Origin of the sequence: Microbacterium sp. 1.5R, assembly GCF_001889265.1 — a bacterium.
Lineage (GTDB): Bacteria > Actinomycetota > Actinomycetes > Actinomycetales > Microbacteriaceae > Microbacterium.
In genome coordinates this window covers 2,989,133-3,008,769 of the sequence record NZ_CP018151.1, presented here as the reverse complement: position 1 = coordinate 3,008,769, position 19,637 = coordinate 2,989,133, and the positions used below count along the sequence as shown (strand labels likewise).

The 19,637-nt window shown below is 65.1% G+C and carries 18 protein-coding genes and 1 pseudogene; 10 read left to right on the top strand and 9 right to left on the bottom strand.

What is annotated here, in order from left to right:
• Positions 1-161 precede the first annotated feature (161 nt).
• Positions 162-674 (top strand): annotated as a pseudogene (locus tag BMW26_RS14455) (orotidine 5'-phosphate decarboxylase / HUMPS family protein); the annotation flags it as partial.
• Positions 675-857: 183 nt separating this feature from the next.
• Here BMW26_RS14455 and BMW26_RS14450 read toward each other — a convergent pair.
• A complete protein-coding gene (locus BMW26_RS14450) occupies positions 858-2,489 on the bottom strand; it encodes an SLC13 family permease (protein WP_072591840.1) in 1,632 nt (543 codons plus the stop codon).
• 145 nt (positions 2,490-2,634) lie between these two features.
• On the opposite strand from BMW26_RS14450, the gene BMW26_RS14445 reads away from it, so the two are divergent.
• The 3 genes from BMW26_RS14445 (at position 2,635) to BMW26_RS14435 (ending at position 5,881) form a co-directional block, all read left to right on the top strand.
• Entirely contained in the window at positions 2,635-3,531 is an 897-nt protein-coding gene (locus tag BMW26_RS14445) for a LysR family transcriptional regulator (RefSeq protein ID WP_072591839.1), read from the top strand.
• Between the two features lie 119 nt (positions 3,532-3,650).
• Positions 3,651-4,745: a tartrate dehydrogenase gene (locus BMW26_RS14440; RefSeq protein ID WP_072591838.1), complete on the top strand. Its 1,095-nt coding sequence runs from the start codon at positions 3,651-3,653 to the stop codon at positions 4,743-4,745.
• Positions 4,742-5,881, top strand: a complete 1,140-nt coding sequence (locus tag BMW26_RS14435) for a glycerate kinase (RefSeq protein WP_198032337.1) — start codon at positions 4,742-4,744, stop codon at positions 5,879-5,881. Before BMW26_RS14440 ends, BMW26_RS14435 begins: the two co-directional genes overlap by 4 nt.
• Positions 5,882-5,918: 37 nt before the next feature.
• Here BMW26_RS14435 and BMW26_RS14430 read toward each other — a convergent pair whose 3' ends face one another.
• Positions 5,919-7,166 carry an MFS transporter gene (locus tag BMW26_RS14430; RefSeq protein WP_072591837.1) on the bottom strand — a complete coding sequence of 416 codons (1,248 nt, stop codon included), beginning with the start codon at positions 7,164-7,166 and terminating at the stop codon, positions 5,919-5,921.
• A gap of 123 nt (positions 7,167-7,289) precedes the next feature.
• On the opposite strand from BMW26_RS14430, the gene BMW26_RS14425 reads away from it, so the two are divergent.
• Positions 7,290-8,153 carry an SDR family NAD(P)-dependent oxidoreductase gene (locus tag BMW26_RS14425; RefSeq protein WP_072591836.1) on the top strand — a complete coding sequence of 288 codons (864 nt, stop codon included), beginning with the start codon at positions 7,290-7,292 and terminating at the stop codon, positions 8,151-8,153.
• Positions 8,154-8,190: 37 nt separating this feature from the next.
• Here BMW26_RS14425 and BMW26_RS14420 read toward each other — a convergent pair whose 3' ends face one another.
• Genes BMW26_RS14420 through BMW26_RS14395 form a run of 6 tightly spaced genes read right to left on the bottom strand, consistent with a single transcriptional unit; the run spans position 8,191 to position 15,449 of the window.
• Complete coding sequence (locus BMW26_RS14420) at positions 8,191-10,080, bottom strand: hypothetical protein (protein WP_157557446.1); 1,890 nt, start codon at positions 10,078-10,080, stop codon at positions 8,191-8,193.
• Positions 10,081-10,116: 36 nt separating this feature from the next.
• A complete protein-coding gene (locus BMW26_RS14415) occupies positions 10,117-11,016 on the bottom strand; it encodes an alpha/beta hydrolase fold domain-containing protein (protein ID WP_072591834.1) in 900 nt (299 codons plus the stop codon).
• Positions 11,013-12,818: an SMP-30/gluconolactonase/LRE family protein gene (locus BMW26_RS17490; protein ID WP_083569384.1), complete on the bottom strand. Its 1,806-nt coding sequence runs from the start codon at positions 12,816-12,818 to the stop codon at positions 11,013-11,015. Before BMW26_RS17490 ends, BMW26_RS14415 begins: the two co-directional genes overlap by 4 nt.
• On the bottom strand, positions 12,815-13,651 hold the full coding sequence (locus BMW26_RS14405) for an SDR family NAD(P)-dependent oxidoreductase (RefSeq protein ID WP_072591833.1): 837 nt from the start codon (positions 13,649-13,651) through the stop codon (positions 12,815-12,817). The genes BMW26_RS17490 and BMW26_RS14405 overlap by 4 nt, the downstream gene beginning before the upstream one ends.
• Complete coding sequence (locus BMW26_RS14400) at positions 13,648-14,499, bottom strand: SDR family NAD(P)-dependent oxidoreductase (protein ID WP_072591832.1); 852 nt, start codon at positions 14,497-14,499, stop codon at positions 13,648-13,650. The genes BMW26_RS14405 and BMW26_RS14400 overlap by 4 nt, the downstream gene beginning before the upstream one ends.
• The gene (locus BMW26_RS14395; protein ID WP_072591831.1) at positions 14,499-15,449 is read right to left on the bottom strand and encodes a fumarylacetoacetate hydrolase family protein; all 951 of its coding nucleotides are present in this window, start codon (positions 15,447-15,449) and stop codon (positions 14,499-14,501) included. The genes BMW26_RS14400 and BMW26_RS14395 overlap by 1 nt, the downstream gene beginning before the upstream one ends.
• A 99-nt stretch (positions 15,450-15,548) precedes the next feature.
• On the opposite strand from BMW26_RS14395, the gene BMW26_RS14390 reads away from it, so the two are divergent.
• Together BMW26_RS14390 and pcaC are read left to right on the top strand one after the other, a co-directional pair.
• Positions 15,549-16,160, top strand: a complete 612-nt coding sequence (locus BMW26_RS14390) for a TetR/AcrR family transcriptional regulator (protein WP_198032336.1) — start codon at positions 15,549-15,551, stop codon at positions 16,158-16,160.
• A 35-nt stretch (positions 16,161-16,195) separates the two neighbouring features.
• A complete protein-coding gene (gene pcaC / locus BMW26_RS14385; RefSeq protein WP_072591829.1) occupies positions 16,196-16,609 on the top strand; it encodes a 4-carboxymuconolactone decarboxylase in 414 nt (137 codons plus the stop codon).
• 47 nt (positions 16,610-16,656) lie between these two features.
• Here pcaC and rraA read toward each other — a convergent pair whose 3' ends face one another.
• Complete coding sequence (rraA, locus tag BMW26_RS14380; RefSeq protein WP_072591828.1) at positions 16,657-17,151, bottom strand: ribonuclease E activity regulator RraA; 495 nt, start codon at positions 17,149-17,151, stop codon at positions 16,657-16,659.
• A gap of 81 nt (positions 17,152-17,232) precedes the next feature.
• Here rraA and BMW26_RS14375 point away from each other — a divergent pair, with 81 nt between their 5' ends.
• The 3 genes from BMW26_RS14375 to BMW26_RS14365 all read left to right on the top strand — a co-directional run bounded on the left by BMW26_RS14375 (position 17,233) and on the right by BMW26_RS14365 (position 19,629).
• The gene (locus BMW26_RS14375) at positions 17,233-17,889 is read left to right on the top strand and encodes a TetR/AcrR family transcriptional regulator (protein WP_198032335.1); all 657 of its coding nucleotides are present in this window, start codon (positions 17,233-17,235) and stop codon (positions 17,887-17,889) included.
• Between the two features lie 61 nt (positions 17,890-17,950).
• Positions 17,951-19,078 carry an SMP-30/gluconolactonase/LRE family protein gene (locus BMW26_RS17655; RefSeq protein WP_157557445.1) on the top strand — a complete coding sequence of 376 codons (1,128 nt, stop codon included), beginning with the start codon at positions 17,951-17,953 and terminating at the stop codon, positions 19,076-19,078.
• 59 nt (positions 19,079-19,137) lie between these two features.
• Positions 19,138-19,629: a nuclear transport factor 2 family protein gene (locus BMW26_RS14365; RefSeq protein ID WP_072591825.1), complete on the top strand. Its 492-nt coding sequence runs from the start codon at positions 19,138-19,140 to the stop codon at positions 19,627-19,629.
• Positions 19,630-19,637: the final 8 nt, after the last annotated feature.

The window sequence follows — 19,637 nt, the reverse complement described above, 5'->3', positions numbered from 1 at the left end:
CGGCTCGGCGGATGTGACCGCCGAGGGGTCGATGGCTCATCCGAGGGTTGATGCTGAGTCGCTGCGCTGAGAGTGGGTGATCTTCGGGCCGCCCGCTCTCGGTGTGGTCCGGAGTCAGCGGGCGAGCGAAGCCAGTTCGCCTCGAGATCGGCAACCGGTCTTCTTCAGGTCTCAGTGCGGTGACCGCGATCAAGGACGCCCACCCGGACAAGATCGTCTTCGCCGACCTGAAGACGATGGATGCCGGCGAGCTCGAGGCCGACATCGCCTTCGCGGCCGGTGCAGATCTCGTGCCCGTTCTCGGGACCGCGGGTGACAGCACCATCGCGGGAGCTGTCAAGGCAGCGAAGGCGCACGGCAAGGGAATCGTCGTCGACCTCATCGGGGTCAAGGACAAGCCCGCACGGGCGAAGGAGGTCGTCGAGCTGGGTGCAGAATTCGTCGAGATGCACGCCGGTCTCGACGAGCAGGCCGAGGACGGCTTCACCTTCGACACGCTTCTGCGCGATGGCGAAGCCTCTGGTGTGCCCTTCTCCGTCGCCGGCGGCGTCAACGCGGCGAGCATCGGGGCCGTGCAGAAGCCCGGCGCTCAGATCGCCGTTGCGGGTAGCGCGATCTACAGTGCACCCGACGTGGGTGCCGCTGCCGCGGAGCTTCGCGCCGCGATCATCTGACGCGCTACAGCTGAACTGAGGGTCTCTCCGCGGGTCCGTATGGCGGTCTCTCGCCATGCGGACCCGCTTGCTGCGCCCTCGCGTGACGCTCGGTGCAGCTTGCCCCGGCGATCACCGCGCTCACCATCTGATCGCGGGCAGGCGCGCCGTCGATGAAGCAGACTCCGAACGCACTCGACGTCGTCATCCGATGCCTGCCCATGCGGCAGTGAGCGGCAGCAGGAGGACGATCAGCAGACCTCCGAGGATGTCGAACGAGATGCCGCTGCGCAGCATCCTGGTGATGGGGACGCAACCTGAGCCGTAGACGATTGCGTTCTGCGGAGTGGAGACCGGGAGCATGAATCCGAACGAGGCCGCGAATGTCGCCGCGAGCGCAGGGACAACGGGATCAACGCCTGCGGCAGCAGCGAGTGGAACGACGATGGGCACGACGACCGCAGCAGATGCCGTATTGCTGGTTGTCTCCGAGATCAGGATCGCCAGGCCCACAGCGAGTGCTGTCAGCGCGAGTGCGCTCGTGACCCCGAAGGTGTTGAACAGCCCTTCGCCGATGGTTTCGGCAAGTCCGCTGGCGCTGAGCATCGCACCGAAGATGATTCCGGTGCCGAAGAGGAGGATGGTTCCCCAGTCGATTCTGGCCGCGTCTGACCAGGTCAGAGTCGCCTTCCGTTTACGCCAGTTCGTCGGCAGCACGAACAGGAGTGCTGCACCGACGACCGCAACGATGCCCTCGTTCAAACGCTCGTCGAGGAACAGGTAGACCTCCGACTCGGTGCCGGCGAAGAGCCCGACCAGGGAGGGGAGGAACCACAGGATCACCGTCAGGGCGAACGCGATGATGGTGTTCCATTCGGCGCGGCTGATGGGTCCGTGTTCGAGACGCTGCTGCTTGACGTAGTCCTCGACACCTTCGATACGTCGCACTTCGGGACGATTCAGGAGGAGGAGGACGACGACGAGCACGACGAACATGCCGAAGGTGATCGGCACGGCGGCCATGGCCCACTGCGCGAAGGTGATGGTGGTGCCCGTGAGTTCCTCGATCAGGCCTCGTCCGATGAGGTTCGGCGGTGCGCCGATCGGCGTCATGAGCCCGCCGACACTCGCTGAATAGGCGAGCATGAGCATGAGCGCGGCTCCCACGCGTAGTCGAAGGGGGTCGAAGTCGGATTTCACGATCCCCCGTTCCTGCATCAGCCCGGAGATCACGGCGAGGATGCCGAGTGCTGTCGGCATCAGCATCGCGACAGTCGCAGTGTTCGACACGAACGCTGACAGGATGCAGGTGATGACACCGAAGGCGATGATGATGCGGGTCGTCGATTTACCCACCCCGGGGAGCGAGAGGACGAAGAAGGCGAGCCGTCGTGCGACGCCGTGCTTCAGCATTGCCTGGGCAAGGATGAACGCACCGATGAAAGTGAGGACCGTCGTCGAGCCCAGCGGCGCCAGTACCTCGGAGGCGGGAGCCACGCCTGTCAGCGCGATGCCGGCGATGCCCATCAGTCCGGCGACCGGAATCGGTACGGACTCGCACAGCCACAGCACGATCACAGCCAGCAGCACGGCGGCGAGCTCCTGCTGTGTGCGGTCGATCCCGAGCGGAACGAACCACATCACGATGGCGACCGCCGGCGCGAGGAAGAGGCCAAGCGTCTGTCGCCCTCGCTCGAAGCGCAGCTCGCCGGGAGTGAGAGTCTGCTGGCCCAGGCTGCGGTAGGTCTTGCCCGACATCAGCACCTTGTTGACATCAGTGCGGGGGCGTGAATGATCGGGTCGCGGGGAAGTTGCGGGATCTTTGACGGATGTCATAACGAGCTCCTTCGGTCGTTGTCCGTGCCCACTCTGCCCACGCTCGAAGGCTACGTCCAAGACGCAGATGCGTTGGCCCTGATAGGTTTCGCCTATGAATAGCTGCCACCATCGAGTGTCGTCTGCCAGGTGAAGGAAGGCGACTATGGACGCGCGACAGCTCGGATACTTCCTCGCCATCGTTGATCACGGCGGGTTCGGCAAGGCGGCCGAGCATGTCCATGTGGCGCAGCCGTCTCTGTCCCAGTCGATTGCTGCGCTTGAGCGCGAGCTTGGTGTCACGTTGTTCCACCGGTCGGGTCGCAGGACCCGTCTGAGCCCGGCCGGCGAGAAACTCGTGGGACCGGCGCGCCGGGTCATCCGCGAGTTGGACAGCGCAGGCGCGGCCATGAGTGCCGTGCGAGGACTACGCAGCGGTCACGTCGACATCAGTTCGATGCCGTCCCCGGGGATAGAACCGCTCACGTCCATGGTCGCCGCGTTCTGTAGCCGCTATCCCGAGCTCACGGTTCATGTAGACGGCGCGTTCGCCGCCGAGGAGGTGATCGACGCCGTCCGCAGCGGCACGGCCGAGATCGGGCTTGTCGGTACGTCCACGCCAACCCTGACACCGGGACTCATCTCCATCCCGCTGGAGCAACAGCCTCTCATTCTCATCGTCAATCCCGCCGACGATCACTTCTCCGAAGGGCAGACGGTCGACGCATCCGAGTTGGACGGCTCACGCCTGATCGCCTCGCCCCGTGGCTCGCTGATGCGGTCGATGGTGGATGACACCCTCGCTATGGGGGTCGATGTCGCTGTGGTCGTCGAGGTCGCACATCGAACATCGATCCTGCCACTCGTTCTCAGCGGCGTTGGCCATGCCGTCATGCCGTCGTCGTGGGCGAGCTCGGCCGCACTGTCGGGGCTTCGCACGCTCACGATCGAGCCGGTCTCGATGTTGCACGTGGCCGCCGTCGCGCGGTCCGAGCCGCCGACGCCAGCCGCCGCGGCATTCCTCGAGATCGCGCAGGAGTATGTTGCTGCCCGCGACTCATAGGCTGAACCTATCCGGGCAATAGAGTCCCGGTCTTGGACTAATCAGTGCCCGTGCGCCCTAATGGATGAAGAGGCCGCGCGATGCAGGACGCGGTCCCGAACTCTCACCGAGGAGAAGCCATGGCTGCCGAGAAGACCTTCAGAATCGCGTCCATCCCCGCCGACGGCGTCGGCAAGGATGTCGTGGCCGCCGGGCGCCGAGTGCTCGACACGCTCGCCGCCGCATCCGACGGCGCCTTCACGTTCGAATGGACCGAATTCCCCTGGGGAAGCGCCTACTATGCCGAGACCGGCAAGATGATGGCCGACGATGGTCTGGACCAGCTCAAGGACTTCGACGCCATCTACTTCGGCGCCGTGGGCTGGGAGAACGTGCCGGACCACATCAGCCTGTGGGGGCTGCGCCTGAACATCACCCAGAACTTCGACCAGTGGGCGAACGTCCGCCCCGTGAAGTTCCTTCCCGGCGTCACGAGTCCGCTCCGCAAGGCCGATACGACCGACCTTGATTGGGTCGTTGTCCGTGAGAACAGCGAAGGCGAGTACGCGGGGCTCGGCGGGCGCAACCTGAGCGGACGCGGGCCCGGCAACGAGGTCGCGCTCCAGACGGCCCTCTTCACCGAGAAGGGTTGCGAGCGGATCATGCGCTTCGCCTTCGATCTGGCGCGTACGCGCGCGGTCAAGAAGGTGTCCAGCGTCACCAAGTCGAACGCACAACAGTTCGGAATGGTCCTGTGGGACGACGTGTTCAAGCGCGTCGCGGTGGACTACCCGGACGTCGAGACCGAGAGCGTGCTCGTGGATGCCATGAGCGCCAAGTTCGTCCTCCGCCCCGAAGATCTGTCGGTCGTCGTTGCCTCGAATCTGAACGCCGACATCCTCTCCGACCTGGGCTCCGCGCTGGCGGGAAGCCTGGGGCTGGCAGCCAGCGCGAATCTCAACCCTGAGCGCCGATTCCCGAGCATGTTCGAGCCCGTGCACGGTTCCGCCCCCGACATCGCCGGACTCGGCATCTCGAACCCGATCGGTGCCATCGCCAGTGCGGCGCTCATGCTCGATCACTTCGGGCTTCATGAGCAGGCCCGACAGGTCGAGTCCGCAATCGAGGCGACGACCGGCGCGGGTCACCTGACGCGGGACATCGGCGGGACCGCGACGACCGATGAGATCACCGATGCGATCGTCGAGGCGCTCCGGCCGGCGCTCGTCCGGTGAACCAGGTGCGCGTCCTCGTCGCACCGGATAAGTTCAAGGGCTGTCTCACCGCGGCCGAGGTCGCGGATGCGATCGCGGAGGGAATCGCCATCGCCCCTGGCGGATCCGGCGCTCCAGACGCCCCGCGGGTTCAGACGCTGCCGCTCGCCGATGGAGGCGACGGCAGCGTCTCGGCCGCGATCCGCGCGGGCTTCACCGCGATCCCGGTCGAAGTCACCGGGCCTGATGGGCAGCAGGTTGCCGCTGTCATTGCGTTCGACGGCTCCACGGCCGTGGTCGAGGTGGCCGCGGTGAGCGGGCTCGCGATGCTCGGTGACCGACGAGACGCGATCGGGACCACGAGCCGTGGGGTTGGTGACGCCATCCGTAGTGCGCTGGACGTGGGGGCGACACGCATCATCATCGCCCTTGGCGGCAGCGCCACCACAGACGGCGGAGCGGGCATGCTGTCGGCTCTCGGGGTGCGGTTCCTTACCCGCGACGGGGTCCCGGTCGCCCCCACTGGCGGAAATCTCGGGGATGTGGATCACCTCGATGTCACCGGACTCATCCCGTTGCACAACGTCGAACTGGTCGCAGCCTGCGACGTCCGCAATCCGCTTCTCGGGCCGGTCGGAGCTGCGGCCGTCTTCGCGCCGCAGAAGGGTGCCGACGAAGCTGAGGTGGATATGCTCGAGCGCAACCTCTCACACCTGGTCGGCTTGCTGAGCGCGGCAGGCCGCCCTGATGCTGCGGACCTCGCAGGCGCTGACGGTGCCGGCAGTGCGGGAGGCATCGCGTTCGCACTCGCTCTTCTGGGCGGCGAGCTCGTTTCGGGCGCAGATCTCTTCCTCGACCTTCTCGACTACGACGCCTTGGTCAGAGAGAACGACGTCATCGTCACGGGCGAGGGCTCCCTCGACGCGCAGACCGGCCAAGGGAAACTGATCGCTGCTGTCGCCCGCCGCGCACATGGCCGCCCGGTGATCGCGGTAGTAGGTCGCAGCGAGCTCTCTGACGAGGAAATCGAGCGCCTGGGCATTCGTGAGGTCCACGCGCTGGTCGCGATGTCGGATGCCGACACCCGCTCTGCTTCGGCCCTCTCGCGGGAGCTCTTGACGCTCGTCGGCACCCGCATCGCCGGTCACCCGCGCTGAAGCCGCGCGATCTCGTCCCGGTTCTTGGCCCTGACTGCTATCGGACCGACTTGATCGGGGGTACGCAGGCGATGGCGATCCCCATGAAGACGATGGCTCCGATGAAGACGGGGAAGAATCCGATGCCGATGGCGACGAGTGCTGCGCTGGCGGCAGGGGCGATGGCTTGACCGCCAGTGTTGGCAGTGTTCAGGAGCGCGAGGTCTCGGCCCTGGGTGTCGACGTCTGGCAGCACTTCGGATGTGAGAGCTGCGTCGACGGCGTAGTAGGAGCCGAACGCGAGTCCGCCCACGATCGCGAACCCGATCATGCCGGCTTGCGTGGGGATGATCGCGGGGATCGCTACGGCGATGATGGCGAGCACCGAGGCGAGGATCACGAATGCCTTGCGCCGACCGAAGTGGTCGGAGACCGGGCCTGTGACTGCTGCACCGACGAGGGCGGTGGCGAGGAAGATGATCGAGTTCAGCCCGAGCGCAGCTGCTGCCGCTTCTTCGCTGACGTGCAGGTAGTCGGTGAAGATGTAGAACTGGAAGCCGTTCACCATGAAGTAGCCGATCACGAGCGCGAGGCGGCCCCAGAGAGCCCAGTAGAAGTCGGGCGCGCGACGGGGAAAGCGGATCGTGGACAGGATCACTCGCACGCGGGGTCGAGCTCGGGTGGCTCCGGTGTTGGGAGTATCGGGCGCGACGACGGCCGATGCGAGGGCCATGACGAGTCCGGAGGCGCAGATGATGATGAAGCCCGCCTGCATGTCGGTGACGAACAGCGACCCGACTATCGTGCCCAGGGCGGTCCCGACGAGGACGGCGACGCCGACCACGGCTGAGAGCGTTGCCCGCTTCGACACCGGGACGCGCTCAGGGAGAATCGTGGCCACAGCAGCAGCTGTCGCACTCACGCCTGCGACGACGAGGCACCACCAGAATGTCATGGCAGCGTAGCCGTCGACGAGCGCGACCGGGATCACGAAGATCGCCGACGCGAGGGCCCCTCCGACGATCCACGGGGTGCGGGAGCCGAACCGGGAGCGGGTGAGGTCGGAGAACGTTCCGAATGCGACCACGGTGACCAGCGAGACGATGGAAGCGATGATCGTCAGCAGTGCGAGCATCTGGACTTTATCGTCCGGGAACATCTGCGCGATGCGGGCGGGCAACAGGACGGATATTCCGGCGCTGATGGGTGCGGTGTAGGCGATGGTCCCGAGGAGCAGACCGAGGCCGATCCGTACCATCCCCACCTGGCGGTGAGACTTCAGCGAGGGGGTGATGACAGCGCTCATACTTCTCCTTGGCTACGACGTTGTACTCGGGAGTGCGGTGCGCCGGTCGCCAGTTGCTTGAGCGAACGATCGCGGTCTCAGTACTATACTTTATGTATAGTACTGAGATGATCGAGGGAGATCATGAAACTTGCACCGTTCGAATTCGGGGGCGCCATCGTCGTCATCACCGGCGCAGCCAGCGGCATGGCCGAGCAGGTGGCGCGGGATTTGTGGGCTCTGGGTAGCACCCTGTTCCTCATCGACCGTGATTCTGAGGGGTTGGCGGTGCTCGCGCAGCAACTGGGCTCCAGTCCAGGCCAGAAGTTGCACACCATCACTGCCGATCTGGCCAGTGACGACGGTGTGCCCACGATCCTGGAACAGGTGCGGGCGCGCACGTCCTCTGTAGACCTGCTGGTAAACGTCGCCGGCGTCGCCATCGGAGGATCGTTCAGTGACCTGACCGAGCAGGAATTCGATTGGGTGATGCGGGTGAACTTCGCTGCACCCGTCGCATTGTGCCGTGGGCTCCTCCCGCTGTTGCGCAAGCCTGGCGGACACATCGCGAACGTGTCGAGCGTGTACGGACTGATCGCGCCCCCCGGCCACGTCGCATACGTGTCCAGCAAGTTCGCCCTGCGCGGGTTTTCTGAAGTCCTACGAGCCGAACTGGCCGGTAGCGGTGTGACGGTGACGACCATCTTTCCCGGTGGGGTGCGCACCAAGATTGCCGCCAATGCTCGAGTTGCTGCGGCTATCCCGGCCGACGCCGTCGCGGCCGCCCGCGAAACCTACGCCCGCAATCTGACGTACCCCGTGCAGAGTGCGGCTCGCGATATCGTGCGGGCGATCCGCCATCGCCGGCCGCGCCTGTTGATAGCTTTCTCCGCGAAACTTCCCGATGTAGTGGCGCGCCTGCTCCCGGTCAGCAACCTGCGGGTGCTCGCACGTCTGCGCCCGACGCGAACCCGAAACGCTGCTGCGGTCCTTCGAGCCGACGACTGACACAATTCGGTCAACGCTTCTCAGGAGGGTCGGCAGTTCACCGAGAGCGATCGGCGCGGGCGAGTACGGCATGATGAAGCCGCCCGTACTCTGCGGTCAGCAACTGGTTGAGTGCATCGTCGGACAGCGATTCGGCGGCCGCCGCGCGAAGGGGCTGTCGTGCGCCGTCGCGCAGAAGGGGCGTCACGCTGCGCGCGGTGTTCTCGGCGGTGCGGGAGTGCGGCGCGAAGCCGAGCACCATGGCGAGGGCGAGGAGGTTCAATCCGGTCACCGCCTGGGATGCTTCGTCGTCTGCGTGCCAGACCGCTGGGGGCGCTGCCGCAGCGGTGTTCTGTTGCGTACGGAAAGCCTCGAGTAGACGCTCCTGGATGTCAGAGGCTGGCGGTCGGCCGACTGCGTCGAGGACATCGGCGGTCGCATTCAGGGCCTCTGTGAGTGCTTTTCCACGAGTCTTCAACGTTCGATGAGGAACAGAGAGAAAGCCGACCGTCGCTGCAAGCAGCGCGCCCACGAGCACGGCGATGGCGTAGCCGATGGCGTAAGTGACGGAGTCGACGTGCACGAGGGGAGCGACGGCGATCGTCAAGGTCACGACAAGGCTGCCCATGAAGATCGCGATGCTGGACGCGATGAAAGCGAAGGCGATGATCAGCGCGAGGATCGATATCGCGGTCGCGATGGCCGGCGGTGCGGTGAGGACGATCAGCGTGGCGACGGCTGCGCCGACGACGACTCCGATGATACGTCGGCCAGCTTCGGCCAGTCCGCCGACGAACGTGGGCTGCAGCACACCGTAGGCACCCATCAGAATGGGCAGCGCGAACACGGGGTGTCCAGCGAACGTCACGATCAGAAGGGCAAGAGCGACTGCGATCATGGCCCGCAACGCCTGGCGGAGGTAGTCGGATCGAAAGGAGAGAGCTGCGCGAACTGAGGCTCGAGCGGCCCTGCGCCTGATCTGGCCGGCCGCGCGGACGCTGCTCCCGTCCCGCGCCAAAGAGGCGTTTGCGCTGCGGCGGAGTCCGGCGACGGCGACCTCCGCGGTCCCGCGATCGATGCCCTCCAGGTCCACGTGCTGGTCGAGTTCGTTCAACCGGGCACGTACGTCGGCGATCCGCGCCGCGAGATCCTTGCGTGAACGGATCGTGTCCGCGAGCATCGACGCGACGGGAGCCGCTTCGGCGATGAAGCGGGCTCGGGAGTGCGTGGTGTCGGGTGAGCTCGCGTCGGACTGCTCGACGAGTGCCCACATGGCGGCGCGATACTGCACTGCTCCGATGAGACTCTCACCGGTCCAAACCGTGGACGGCCCGGCGAGCCAAGCAAAGGCCGCATCTTCCAGAGCACCCCGAGACGGATCCGTGAGCACTCGTGCCACAGCGTTCCGCAATGGGGCATCCCGATCCAGCACAGCAGCGATGAGGCGGATGACGAAGACGATGAAGAACGCGATGAAGGTGCCCAGAATGATGTCGACGGAATTAATTCCCTGGGTGGCGTGATAACCGTAGGCGTACACCGTGATGAGGCCGATTCCGAGCCGCACGGAGTTGTAGCGACGGCCGAGCGCGGGGAGGATGCCGCAGACCCCGACGGCGATGATGAGCATCACTGCCGCCGCAGACAACGAGACGGTCGAGACCAGCAGAGGCAGGGCGACGAAAAGAACGAGCGCGACGAAGAACAAGGCGGCCACGGACAGGTCCACCTTGAGCGTGCCGCCGAACGCACCCATGGCGACGTACAGCGCGACCAGCCCCATGTAAATGGTGACATCGCTCAGACCTGCGAGCATCCCCACGGCCGCAGTAAGAGCGACGACAGCCGTGACAGCGACCAGGAGGGAAAGAGAGGGGCGGGGGAGTGAATCCAGAAAGCGACGTCCGCGTGGGCGCGGGCGTGAGTTCGCGTGGGGTTCAGTGCTCATTCGTTCGGCTCCTAGCCAGTTCCCGACAGCTCACGATCAGGACGGCGATCTCGTCTCTCCCGTGAGTCGCATCGTCCGGGCGATGTCCGCGAAGACGTCTTGCGATTCGCGGGCGACTGTCAATCCTACGAACACGTGGAATCCGTCCCGGTAGGTCTTGAGGACAGAAGGACTGCCCGCTGCGGTGGCTTTGTCATGGAGGCGTTGGGCGTCCGGGAGGAACAGGTCTCGTTCGCCCTGGTAGATGCGTGTGGGGGGCAGGTCCCCCAGGTGATCGAAGATGGGGCTGACCAGGGGATGCTGGACTCCCCAGGCGCCCGCCCATCGGGATCCCCAGTACGCCAGGCCGTCGACCCCCAGCATCACATCGGCGCGCTCGAGTACACGCGCAGCAGGATTTTCCATCGTGACATCCACCCAGGGCGAGAACAGGAACACTCCGGCGATCGGGGGCCCGGGGCGGTCTCTGGCGGCGATGGCGAGCCCGAGTGCGAGTCCGCCCCCGGCAGAGTCGCCCGCCAGGTACAGCGGGTGCTCCGCATGAGACGCTTCCGCGATGATCGCTTCGAGGGGCGGGTACGCCTCCTGCGCATGGCTTTCAGGCGCGAGTTCATACGACGGCACCCATACGGTGGCTCCGGTACGGTCGACGAGTTCGCGGATGATGTGCCAGTGCGCGGTTGCGATCGCATTGACATACGCGCCGCCGTGCAGGTAGATGATCGTCGCGTTGTGTCCGCCTGCGAGGGGTCGAAGGATACGAACCCGCAGTCCGGCGATGATTCGATCGTCGATCTCGAGCTGTCTGACCAGACGTTTCGGAATCGGGGCGTCTCTGCGCTCCGCCTGTCCGATTCGACTGGCCGTCGCAGCGTCTCGGAGCCGGTTCGGCTGCAGGGCGAGAAGATTCCCTGCCGCGCGCATCAAGAACGTCATGATTCCCGGCCCTCCTTCGGCCCACGGACTGCGAAGATCGCTGCATTGTCGGGGCTGACACCGTACAGTGTGCCATCGAGTTCGGCGACGCCGGTGATGTCCGTGACTCCGGCATCGTAGGACTGCATATCGTGCACCATCGTTCCCTCCTCATCGATGGCCCACATCCATGCGCTGGTCGGGCCCGAGGCGCTCAGGCGGTCAGGGAGCTTCCAGAGGGTGCGCGGGACGATGCCGGGCGTGGATCCGAGACGCTCCAGAGTGGCACTCCTCGGTGTGACCAGCGCGACCCACGACCGGCCGTCCACGAACGCCGAGAGGTTGTCGGGATATCCCGGCAGGTTTCCGGCGACGATCGATGGCACGCCGGCGCGGGCACCGGTCACGGGAATGCGCTGGATCCGGGCTGCGGATGTCTCAGCAACGAGCATGGCCGACCCGTCCGGGGTGAGGGCGATCCCGTTGGGGAAGTACATCCGGTCGGCGACCAGCTCCACGGACCCGTCGGCATCGCGACGGAAGACCCGGCCGGTAGGGGCACGTTCGAAGAACGCGCCGAGGTACTGCTCGTAGTCGTATCGGTGAGTGGATTCAGTAAACCAGATCGATCCGTCCGGGGCAGTCGCGGCATTGCTGCAGAACCGCAGCGGCACGCCATCGATGTCCTCGACGAGCACCGTGACCCGCGAGTCAGCCAGAGAGATGCTGAGCAGCCCGCGGTGAGCGTCGCACACAAGCAACGTCTCCGAATCGAGCAGCGTGACGCCGAGCGGCCTGCCGCCCGTGTCCGCCACGATCGACGTCGCCGTGGTGACCGGATCGACCAGAACGATGCGCCCGTCCTTCAAGCCTGTGATCAGGTGCCCATCGGGCGTGGCGATCACGTGCTCGGGTCCCGAGCCGGGAAGGGGCAGCAGCCGGCCACGACCCATCGGGGTGCTGCCGGTGCGCGCGCTGCTGCGGGGCGGGATGGGCGGGAGAGTCAGTCGTTCCGGGCGTAGTCGTTGTTTACGACGAGGCGGCGAGATGTTGTCGCGTGGCAGAGTGATCCGGCCGTCCTGTCGGAACACGTGGGTCCTGCTCACCGGGTACGCGTGCACCGCTGCCAGATGGCTTCGCAGCTCATCTCCCAGTTCTGCCGAAACCCTCACCAACGCTGATGAGAGAGCGTCGCGGTCTGCCGCTCCGAGAATGAGTGAACCGTGGAACTGCTGCCCTGGCGGATTCGAATGATCGACATTCGGTGTGTTCCACAGCGCTTCCTTCCACGGCTGGTAAGTCGCGACGCGGATCTCGAGCAGTCCGGTCTCGGCTTCCAGCGCTGGTGCGAGAACGTCGTTGACGAACGTGGCGAATCCACGGTCCGCAGCGCCGGACCTGCTGCGCAGGTAGATCACAGTTCTGGCGCCGATACCTGCTCCGGTGCGAATCCATTGGGTGCCCCGAAGAGCTGTGATGTTCATCACGGTGCGGCGGAATGCGTTCGCCTCGTCTGCGGCGACCCGCCGGTTCTGCGATGCAGACAGGACGGGAGACAGCGCGTGGGCGAGTGTCGCCTCCGGCGACCCATCCATTCGCTCCGACTCAGGGATCTCGGTCTCGACACCCTCGACCGCTGGCCAGATGCCCGGTCCGGAATCGAAGTGGTGCTGTCTGTACTCCCACAGTCCGGGAGTGACCGCGACCAGCTGCGCGTGCGTGCCCAGCCAGTGTGCTCGCGCGGTCTCCTCGTCGATGTCTCGCCTAAACCACAGTTGGAACAGCGTGGACTGATGGTACGTCACAGAGTTCTCGGTGCTCATGTGCGTGTGGCGGCGGAAAGGCTGGAACCGATGAGGCGCCAGTAATGGGCGGGAGTCAGGCGAGCGACCGCGTCCAGAACCCGAACGTCGGATCCGATCAGCACACGGCCTCGTCGTTTCTCGATTCCGGCCACGATAGCGATAGCGGCATCTTCGGGCGTGGTCCGATACGCATTCGTCTGCGCCTCGGCGGCCTTCTTCGCCACTGCTGGATCGACGGCTGCCGCCACCCGGGCCTTCATCGCGATCTGAGTCTTGATACCGCCGGGGTGCACGACGGAGACGGACACGGGGCCGCCAGCCATCTCGTTGCGGAGCGACTCCGTGAACCCGCGAACCCCGAACTTCGAAGTGGCGTACGGGGCGCGTCCGGGAGGGGCCAGAAGACCGTACCCACTGGACAGGTTCGAGATGTGCGCCGCGCGCCGAGCGGAGAGGTGTGGAAGGAAGAGCTTCGTCGTGACGATCGTTCCCCAGAGGTTGACCCGCAGCAGCCAGTCGAACTCGTCCAGCGTGAGCTGAGCGAACGTGCCCAGCAGAGACACCCCGGCGCAGTTGACCAGGATGTGCGCGCCGCCATGCTCTGCTGCGACTTGATTAGGGACAGGGGTGACGCTGTCGGGGTCGGACAGATCTACGACATGCGTCGAAGCCGTGACGCCGAGCGCACGAACCTGCTCAGCAACCCGCTGCAGGCCCTGCTCGTCACGGTCCAGCAATGCGATGTGGCTGCCGCGTCGGGCGAGCTCGAGGGCCGTAGCGGCGCCGATCCCGGATGCTCCGCCGGTGATGACTGCGGCAGCGTCCGGCTGCGCGAGTGGGAAGCGGCTCATGAGGCGAGCCGATCCAGCTGGAACCGGCCGCTCAGGACGCGGTCCATGAATCGGGAAGGCAGGAACGGCTTGAACAGCGGATAGGGCCAAAGTTCCTTCCCGACGCGCAGGCGTACCGGAGCCTTCTTGCGGGTGACGCCATGCACGACGATACGCGCGAAATCCTCCGCAGGCATCGAGCCCTCATGCTGCGAGGCGCGGGCCCGGCCGACGGCGGCATCACGGACCTTCTCGTATCGGGAGCCTGAATCGAGTCGTCGCTCCAGGGCCTTGGCGGCGGTGTCACCGAACCCCGTTCGAATCTGGTTGGGCTCGATGCGGATCACGTCGATCCCGAACGGAGACAACTCCATCCGCAGCGCGTCGTTGACGGCATGGATGGCTGTCTTGGTCGCACAGTAGATCCCCGCGAACGGAGTCGTCATCACACCGGCGGTGCTGCCGATGGTCACGATGCGCCCCGACCGACGCTCCACCATCCGGTTTGCGATCGCCTGGGTCACCGCGAGTGTGCCGAACACGTTCACCCCGAACTGTGCACGCACGTCAGCGGGCGGCATCTCGAGGGTGGGTCCCATGGCGCCGTAGCCGGCGTTGTTGACCAGGAAATCGACGTGCAGCTTCTCGTCATCGAGCAACCGCATCAGCCCGGCGATCTCCGTGTCATCGGTGATGTCGAGTCGGACGACCCGCATGCCCTGCTGTTCGAGGTCGCTCATCGCTGCCGTATCCAACCCGGTCGCGATCACCGATGCGCCGCGCTTGTTGAACTCCAGCGCAAGGGCTTTGCCGATTCCGGAGTCGCAGCCTGTGACTACGACAAGGGGGCGGCGTCTGGTTCGTGCCATCACCGTGCAACTTCTTTCTGTCCGAGGAATGTCGTCAACGTGCCGATGTTCTCGATCTCAAGATCGACACGATCACCGGGTCGGGGGAAGCGGCGAAGCTCCAGGCCACAGCATCCGGGGAGGGTGCCAGTGGAGAGGACGTCGCCCGGGAAGAGGGTCTCGTCACGTGACGCGTAGGCGAGCGCATCGCCGGGACCCCATTGCGAACCTGCGGTGGAACCGCGGACCCACAGGTCGCCATTGACACGGACTGAGCCGGTCAGACGGTCCCAGCGCGGGAGGATCTCCTCCGGCGTGACGATGATCGCTCCCATCGCGCCGGCCCAGGTCTTCGATTTGACGATTCCTCCGAATGTCCCCTGGCGAGTATCGCTCCACTGCGTGTCACGCAGACTGAGGTCGTTCATGACAGTGAAGCCTGCAATGGCCGCAGCACCTTCGGCAGGCGTGCAGTTACGCACTTCCTGTCCGACGACGATGCCGATCTCCAGCTCGAAGTCCACCACCCGGGCATGCCGCGGCCAGGGCACCTCCGCCTGGTCGGGCAGTACTGAGCGGTGATTGCTCATGTAGTACTGCGGGTACTTGAAGTAGTTCGCCGGCATCCGCAAGGCGGGGAAGACCTTCCGGGTGAGCTTCTCGTAGACGCGAACGGCATTGCGCTCGAGCGGTGTGCCGAAACGTTCGATCATCCCGTGCCCGCCACCGACCATGTGCTTTTCCCAGAGCGCGAACGCCCGCAGCGAGCCCGGCCGGAACGGCAGGCCCGACGGCGCCGCACCGATCACGCGATCGTCTGCGGCAAGAATCTCCCGTGCCCGCTTCACTGCGGGCTCGCCGTCGCCGAGGAAGGCGAGCAGGTCATCACCCCAAGACGTGCCGATGCGCACCCACTCTTCGTCCGCCTCGTCGAAGGCCACGAGAGCACCATCATCCATGCCGATCTTCACCGGAACTCCTCTGCATCGTTGACTAGGAACCTAGCGAGGTTACTACACACACTGTATAGTTGCCATATGCCGATCACAAGTGCCCGTAGCATGGCAGGCGTGTCCACACCTCGTCGTCGTCTGACCAAGGAGCAGCGCCGCGGCCAGCTGCTCGACACTGCGGAATCTCTCTTCTCGGAGGTCGGGTACGAGCCGACGACGATGGAGGACATCGCCCGCGCAGCCGGTGTGACGCGCGCCGTCGTCTACGCGCACTTCGACAGCAAGGAGCAGGTCCTGCGGAGCGGGGTGGAACGCGCGCAGGCGGAACTCGAGGCGCGGCTGACCGACCTCACGGCGCCCGCCGCTGCCGGGCTCCCACTGCCTGAGATCCTCGAGCGCGGTGGAGACATCTTCTTCAGTCTGTTGGAGAACACCCCGAGCCGGTGGGCGCTCATGTTCGCGCCCGCACTCGCCGGCCCTGGGCGCACGGCGGATCACTTCACGGCGCTGCGACGGGCCACGATCATGCGGATCGCGGACATCGGTGAGCACATGCAGTCCTCGGTCTCGTCAGAGCAGATCGAGGCCGTCGCCTACATGATCAGCGGCGTGGGTGAACAGCTCGGTCGCTGGTGGCTCAATCACCCGGACGTACCGCGTGCCACTGTCGTCAGCCACTACCGCGACTTCATCCTCCACGGCATAGCCCCGCTCACTGAAGCGCGATAGACCGCGCCGTCTGCCCAACTGTCCGGAGACCAGTGATGACGAACGACAGCAGCCATCGCGACACCTACGACGTCGGCCTCAGAATCCGCCGGGAAGTGCTCGGCGACGCACACGTGCAGCGCTCGCTCGATGATGCGTCCGAATTCGCGCGACCCATCCAAGAGCTCGTGACCGAATACGCGTGGGGCGAGGTCTGGTCGCGCCCCGGGCTCGCCAGGCGCGAACGTAGCCTCATCAACATCGCGATGCTGACTGCACTCAACCGTGGTCACGAATTGCAGGGGCATGTTCGTGGCGCTCTCCGGAACGGCGTGACCGTCTCAGAGATCCAGGAAGTGCTGCTCCAAACGGCTGTCTATGTGGGGATGCCTGCAGCGCTCGAGGCTTTCCGTCTCGCTGAAGCGGCTATCGCTGACAGTCCAAGAGTGGAAGAGCCTGCCCAGAGCTAGTCCCTGGTCGGGTGCAGTCGGGCGAACCTCGTCCCGGGACGGCCGACTCACGCTGCGGTGGGCCGCTCGCCTGCGATTCGCTCGACGAGTACGCCGTCGCCGTCCGCCCACAGGTGGGCGCCGGGCATGAAGCGAACGCCACCGAACGTGACGGGCAGATCGATCTCGCCCGTACCTTCCTTGGAGCTTCGAACGGGGTTGGTGCCGAGGGCCTTCACGCCGATCGAGAGGGTTCCGATGATGGCGCGATCGCGGATCGCACCATTGATGACGAGACCACCCCATCCGTGAGCGACGGCTGATGCAGCTATCACGTCTCCCACCAAAGCTGATTCGAGAGAACCCCCTCCATCGATGACGAGCACCGATCCATCACCCGGAGTCGCGAGCACTCGTCTGACGAGCGCGTTGTCTCGGAAGCATTGGATGGTGCGGATGGGGCCGTCGAACGCTGCAACTCCGCCGCAGCCCTGCAACTGAAGGGTGAGTGAGTCGAGGGCGTGCCCCTGTTCGTCATAGACATCGGCCGTCGTGGTCGTCATGATGCAACGCTAAGCCGAGACGAGGTGACTGAGTGCCAGCCCGCGCGTGAAGATCGGCGAGCCTTCACGTCCGCATAAGCAATGGAGATCTCTGAGAACGCTACCGACCAAGCCGGTAGCTTTGCCTACCAAAATGGTAGGTATACTGACGGTATGGACTTCTCACAGACCGAGCCCGTCAAAAGCGCGGGCAACCGCCACTCGAGGGCGATGGTCATCGACGCCGCGGCATCAGTGTTCGCTCGACACGGTCTCGCCCGCACGTCGTTGCAGTCGATCGCCGACGCAACCGGGTACTCGAAAGCTGGACTGATCCACCACTTCGCCAGCAAGCAAGCGATATTCGATGCGACCGTCGACGAATGCCGCGGCGAGCTCGGGCGCATCATCGATCGCGTCCTGCCCGTCGCCCAGGGTGACGAGCGAGATCGATATGCCATCGAACTTCTTGTCGATCTCGCACTCACGCGGCCTGGTCTGGTCACACTCATCGTCAGCGGCAGCACTCCGCTCGGGGCCGACAACGGGACGCCGGTCTTCGCCGCCATCACCGATCCGTTGTTCCGTGCCTTCGGCGTCACTCCGGAGTCTTCAAGTCCGACGCGCTATATCGAGGTGGTGGGTGCACTCGCCGCGCTCAGCGTGTTGGCACTGAATGCCCACCAACTCGATGAAGTCACGGCATGGCGCGCGGACATCGTTCGTACGAGTCTCGCCGCTCTGGGCCACTGTGCATAACCGCGCGACTGTCGCCCTCTGATTCAGACCCTTCCGACCTTCGACGCGAGAGACCACAGTCATGACCGGCCCCGTACTCACCACTTCCGCGCCCGCGACCAGACCATCAGCGCGTCGGCGTCGCCGAGTCTGGATCTCTACGCTCGCCGCGGTCGGTCTGGTCCTCTGCGGCGCCGGCCTCTGGCTTCACTCGGAGTACTTCGAACCTGCGGCTCAGTGTGAACAGCAACCGGGAGTAGAGGTGATCTGCGGATTCAACAATCCCGAAGACATCGTGCGAATCGGCACGTCGCCATGGGCACTGACGAGCAACCTCGGCGATCAGGACTGGCAGCAAGGAGGAATGTCCGCCTACAACTCGGATACCGGAAGCGTGATCGATGTCGCGATCGACTTCACGACGCCACTGCAAGATCCCTACGCTGACTGCCCTGGCCCACCTGAGGTCGCGGCCTTCTCTTCGCACGGGCTCTCCGTGCAGGAGCGCGACGGCAAAATGACCCTCCTCGCCGTGAATCACGGAGGTCGCGAGTCCGTCGAGGTGTTCGACGTTGATATGACCGGCAGCGTGCCGAGCCTTGGGTGGAAGGGCTGCGCCGAACTACCGGGCGGAAAGGTCGCAAACTCCGTTGCAGCATATGGAGACGACCGGTTCCTCGCGACCGTGCCGCAGGATGCCGGGCTCACCACCGGAGCGGTCTACGCGTGGGCGCCGACGACCGGGTGGGATCGCATCGACGCTTTGGAGTTCGACGGGAACAACGGCATCCTGGTCTCGCCAGATGAGCGGACTGTCTACATCGCTGAATGGTCCTCCCAAAGAGTGACGAAAGCGTCGATCGACGGAAGTACCGCACCGACCGAGTCCGCTGATCTGGGCTTTCTGCCCGACAATCTGCGCTTCGCGCCCGACGGGACCATTCTCGCCGCCGGACAGCAAACCTCTCCGCTGCTCATTGCGGGCCTCTGCAACGGGACATCGATTGAAGTCTGTCCTGCGACGAGTGCCGTGGCACAGCTCGACTCCGAGACACTCACGGCTGAACGGTTGGTCGAGATCCCACGATCCAAGACCTTCGGTGGTGCTACCAGCGCGATCATGATCGGCGACGATCTTCTCGTCTCATCGTTCCGCGCGCCAGCCATTCTCCGCATCCCACTAGACGCACTTCCGATCATCCGGGGCTGAACGCCCCGACAACCGCCGGATCGACTGTGGTCCGGCCATCCACTTCTACGGAGGACACATTGATCGACCGCCTGACTCCCGAGCACGCCCGCCGCATCGCAGAGCGCTATTACGCCAAGCTCAACTCTCATGACCCGGATATCGTGCCCGAGGTCTATACGCCCGACCTGCGGCTCGAAGACGACGGTTCTGCGGACGTCGTCCTCGGACACGCAGGAGCCAGGACCTTCCTGGAGACGATGTTCGCCACCTTCCCTGGGGTGCACTTCGAGCTCCTGCGCGATCCATTCCTCGGCAGTGACGGCAGATCGATGGGGCTGTTGGTTCGTGGAACCAGCACGCGCGCCAGCCGCCGGCGCAGCACAGGGGCCACCGTCATGTACGAGTTCGCCAGCTTCTACGAAGTAGACCTCGAGACAGAGCGAATGAGCTACGGCCGGATCATCGTGAACATCCTGGACATCACCGAGCAGCTGGCACCCATTCCCAAACGAAACGGCAAGCTCTTCCGAGCGCTCGAGCGGCTCGTCTCAGTCGGTCGGAGGAAGTAGCATCTGAA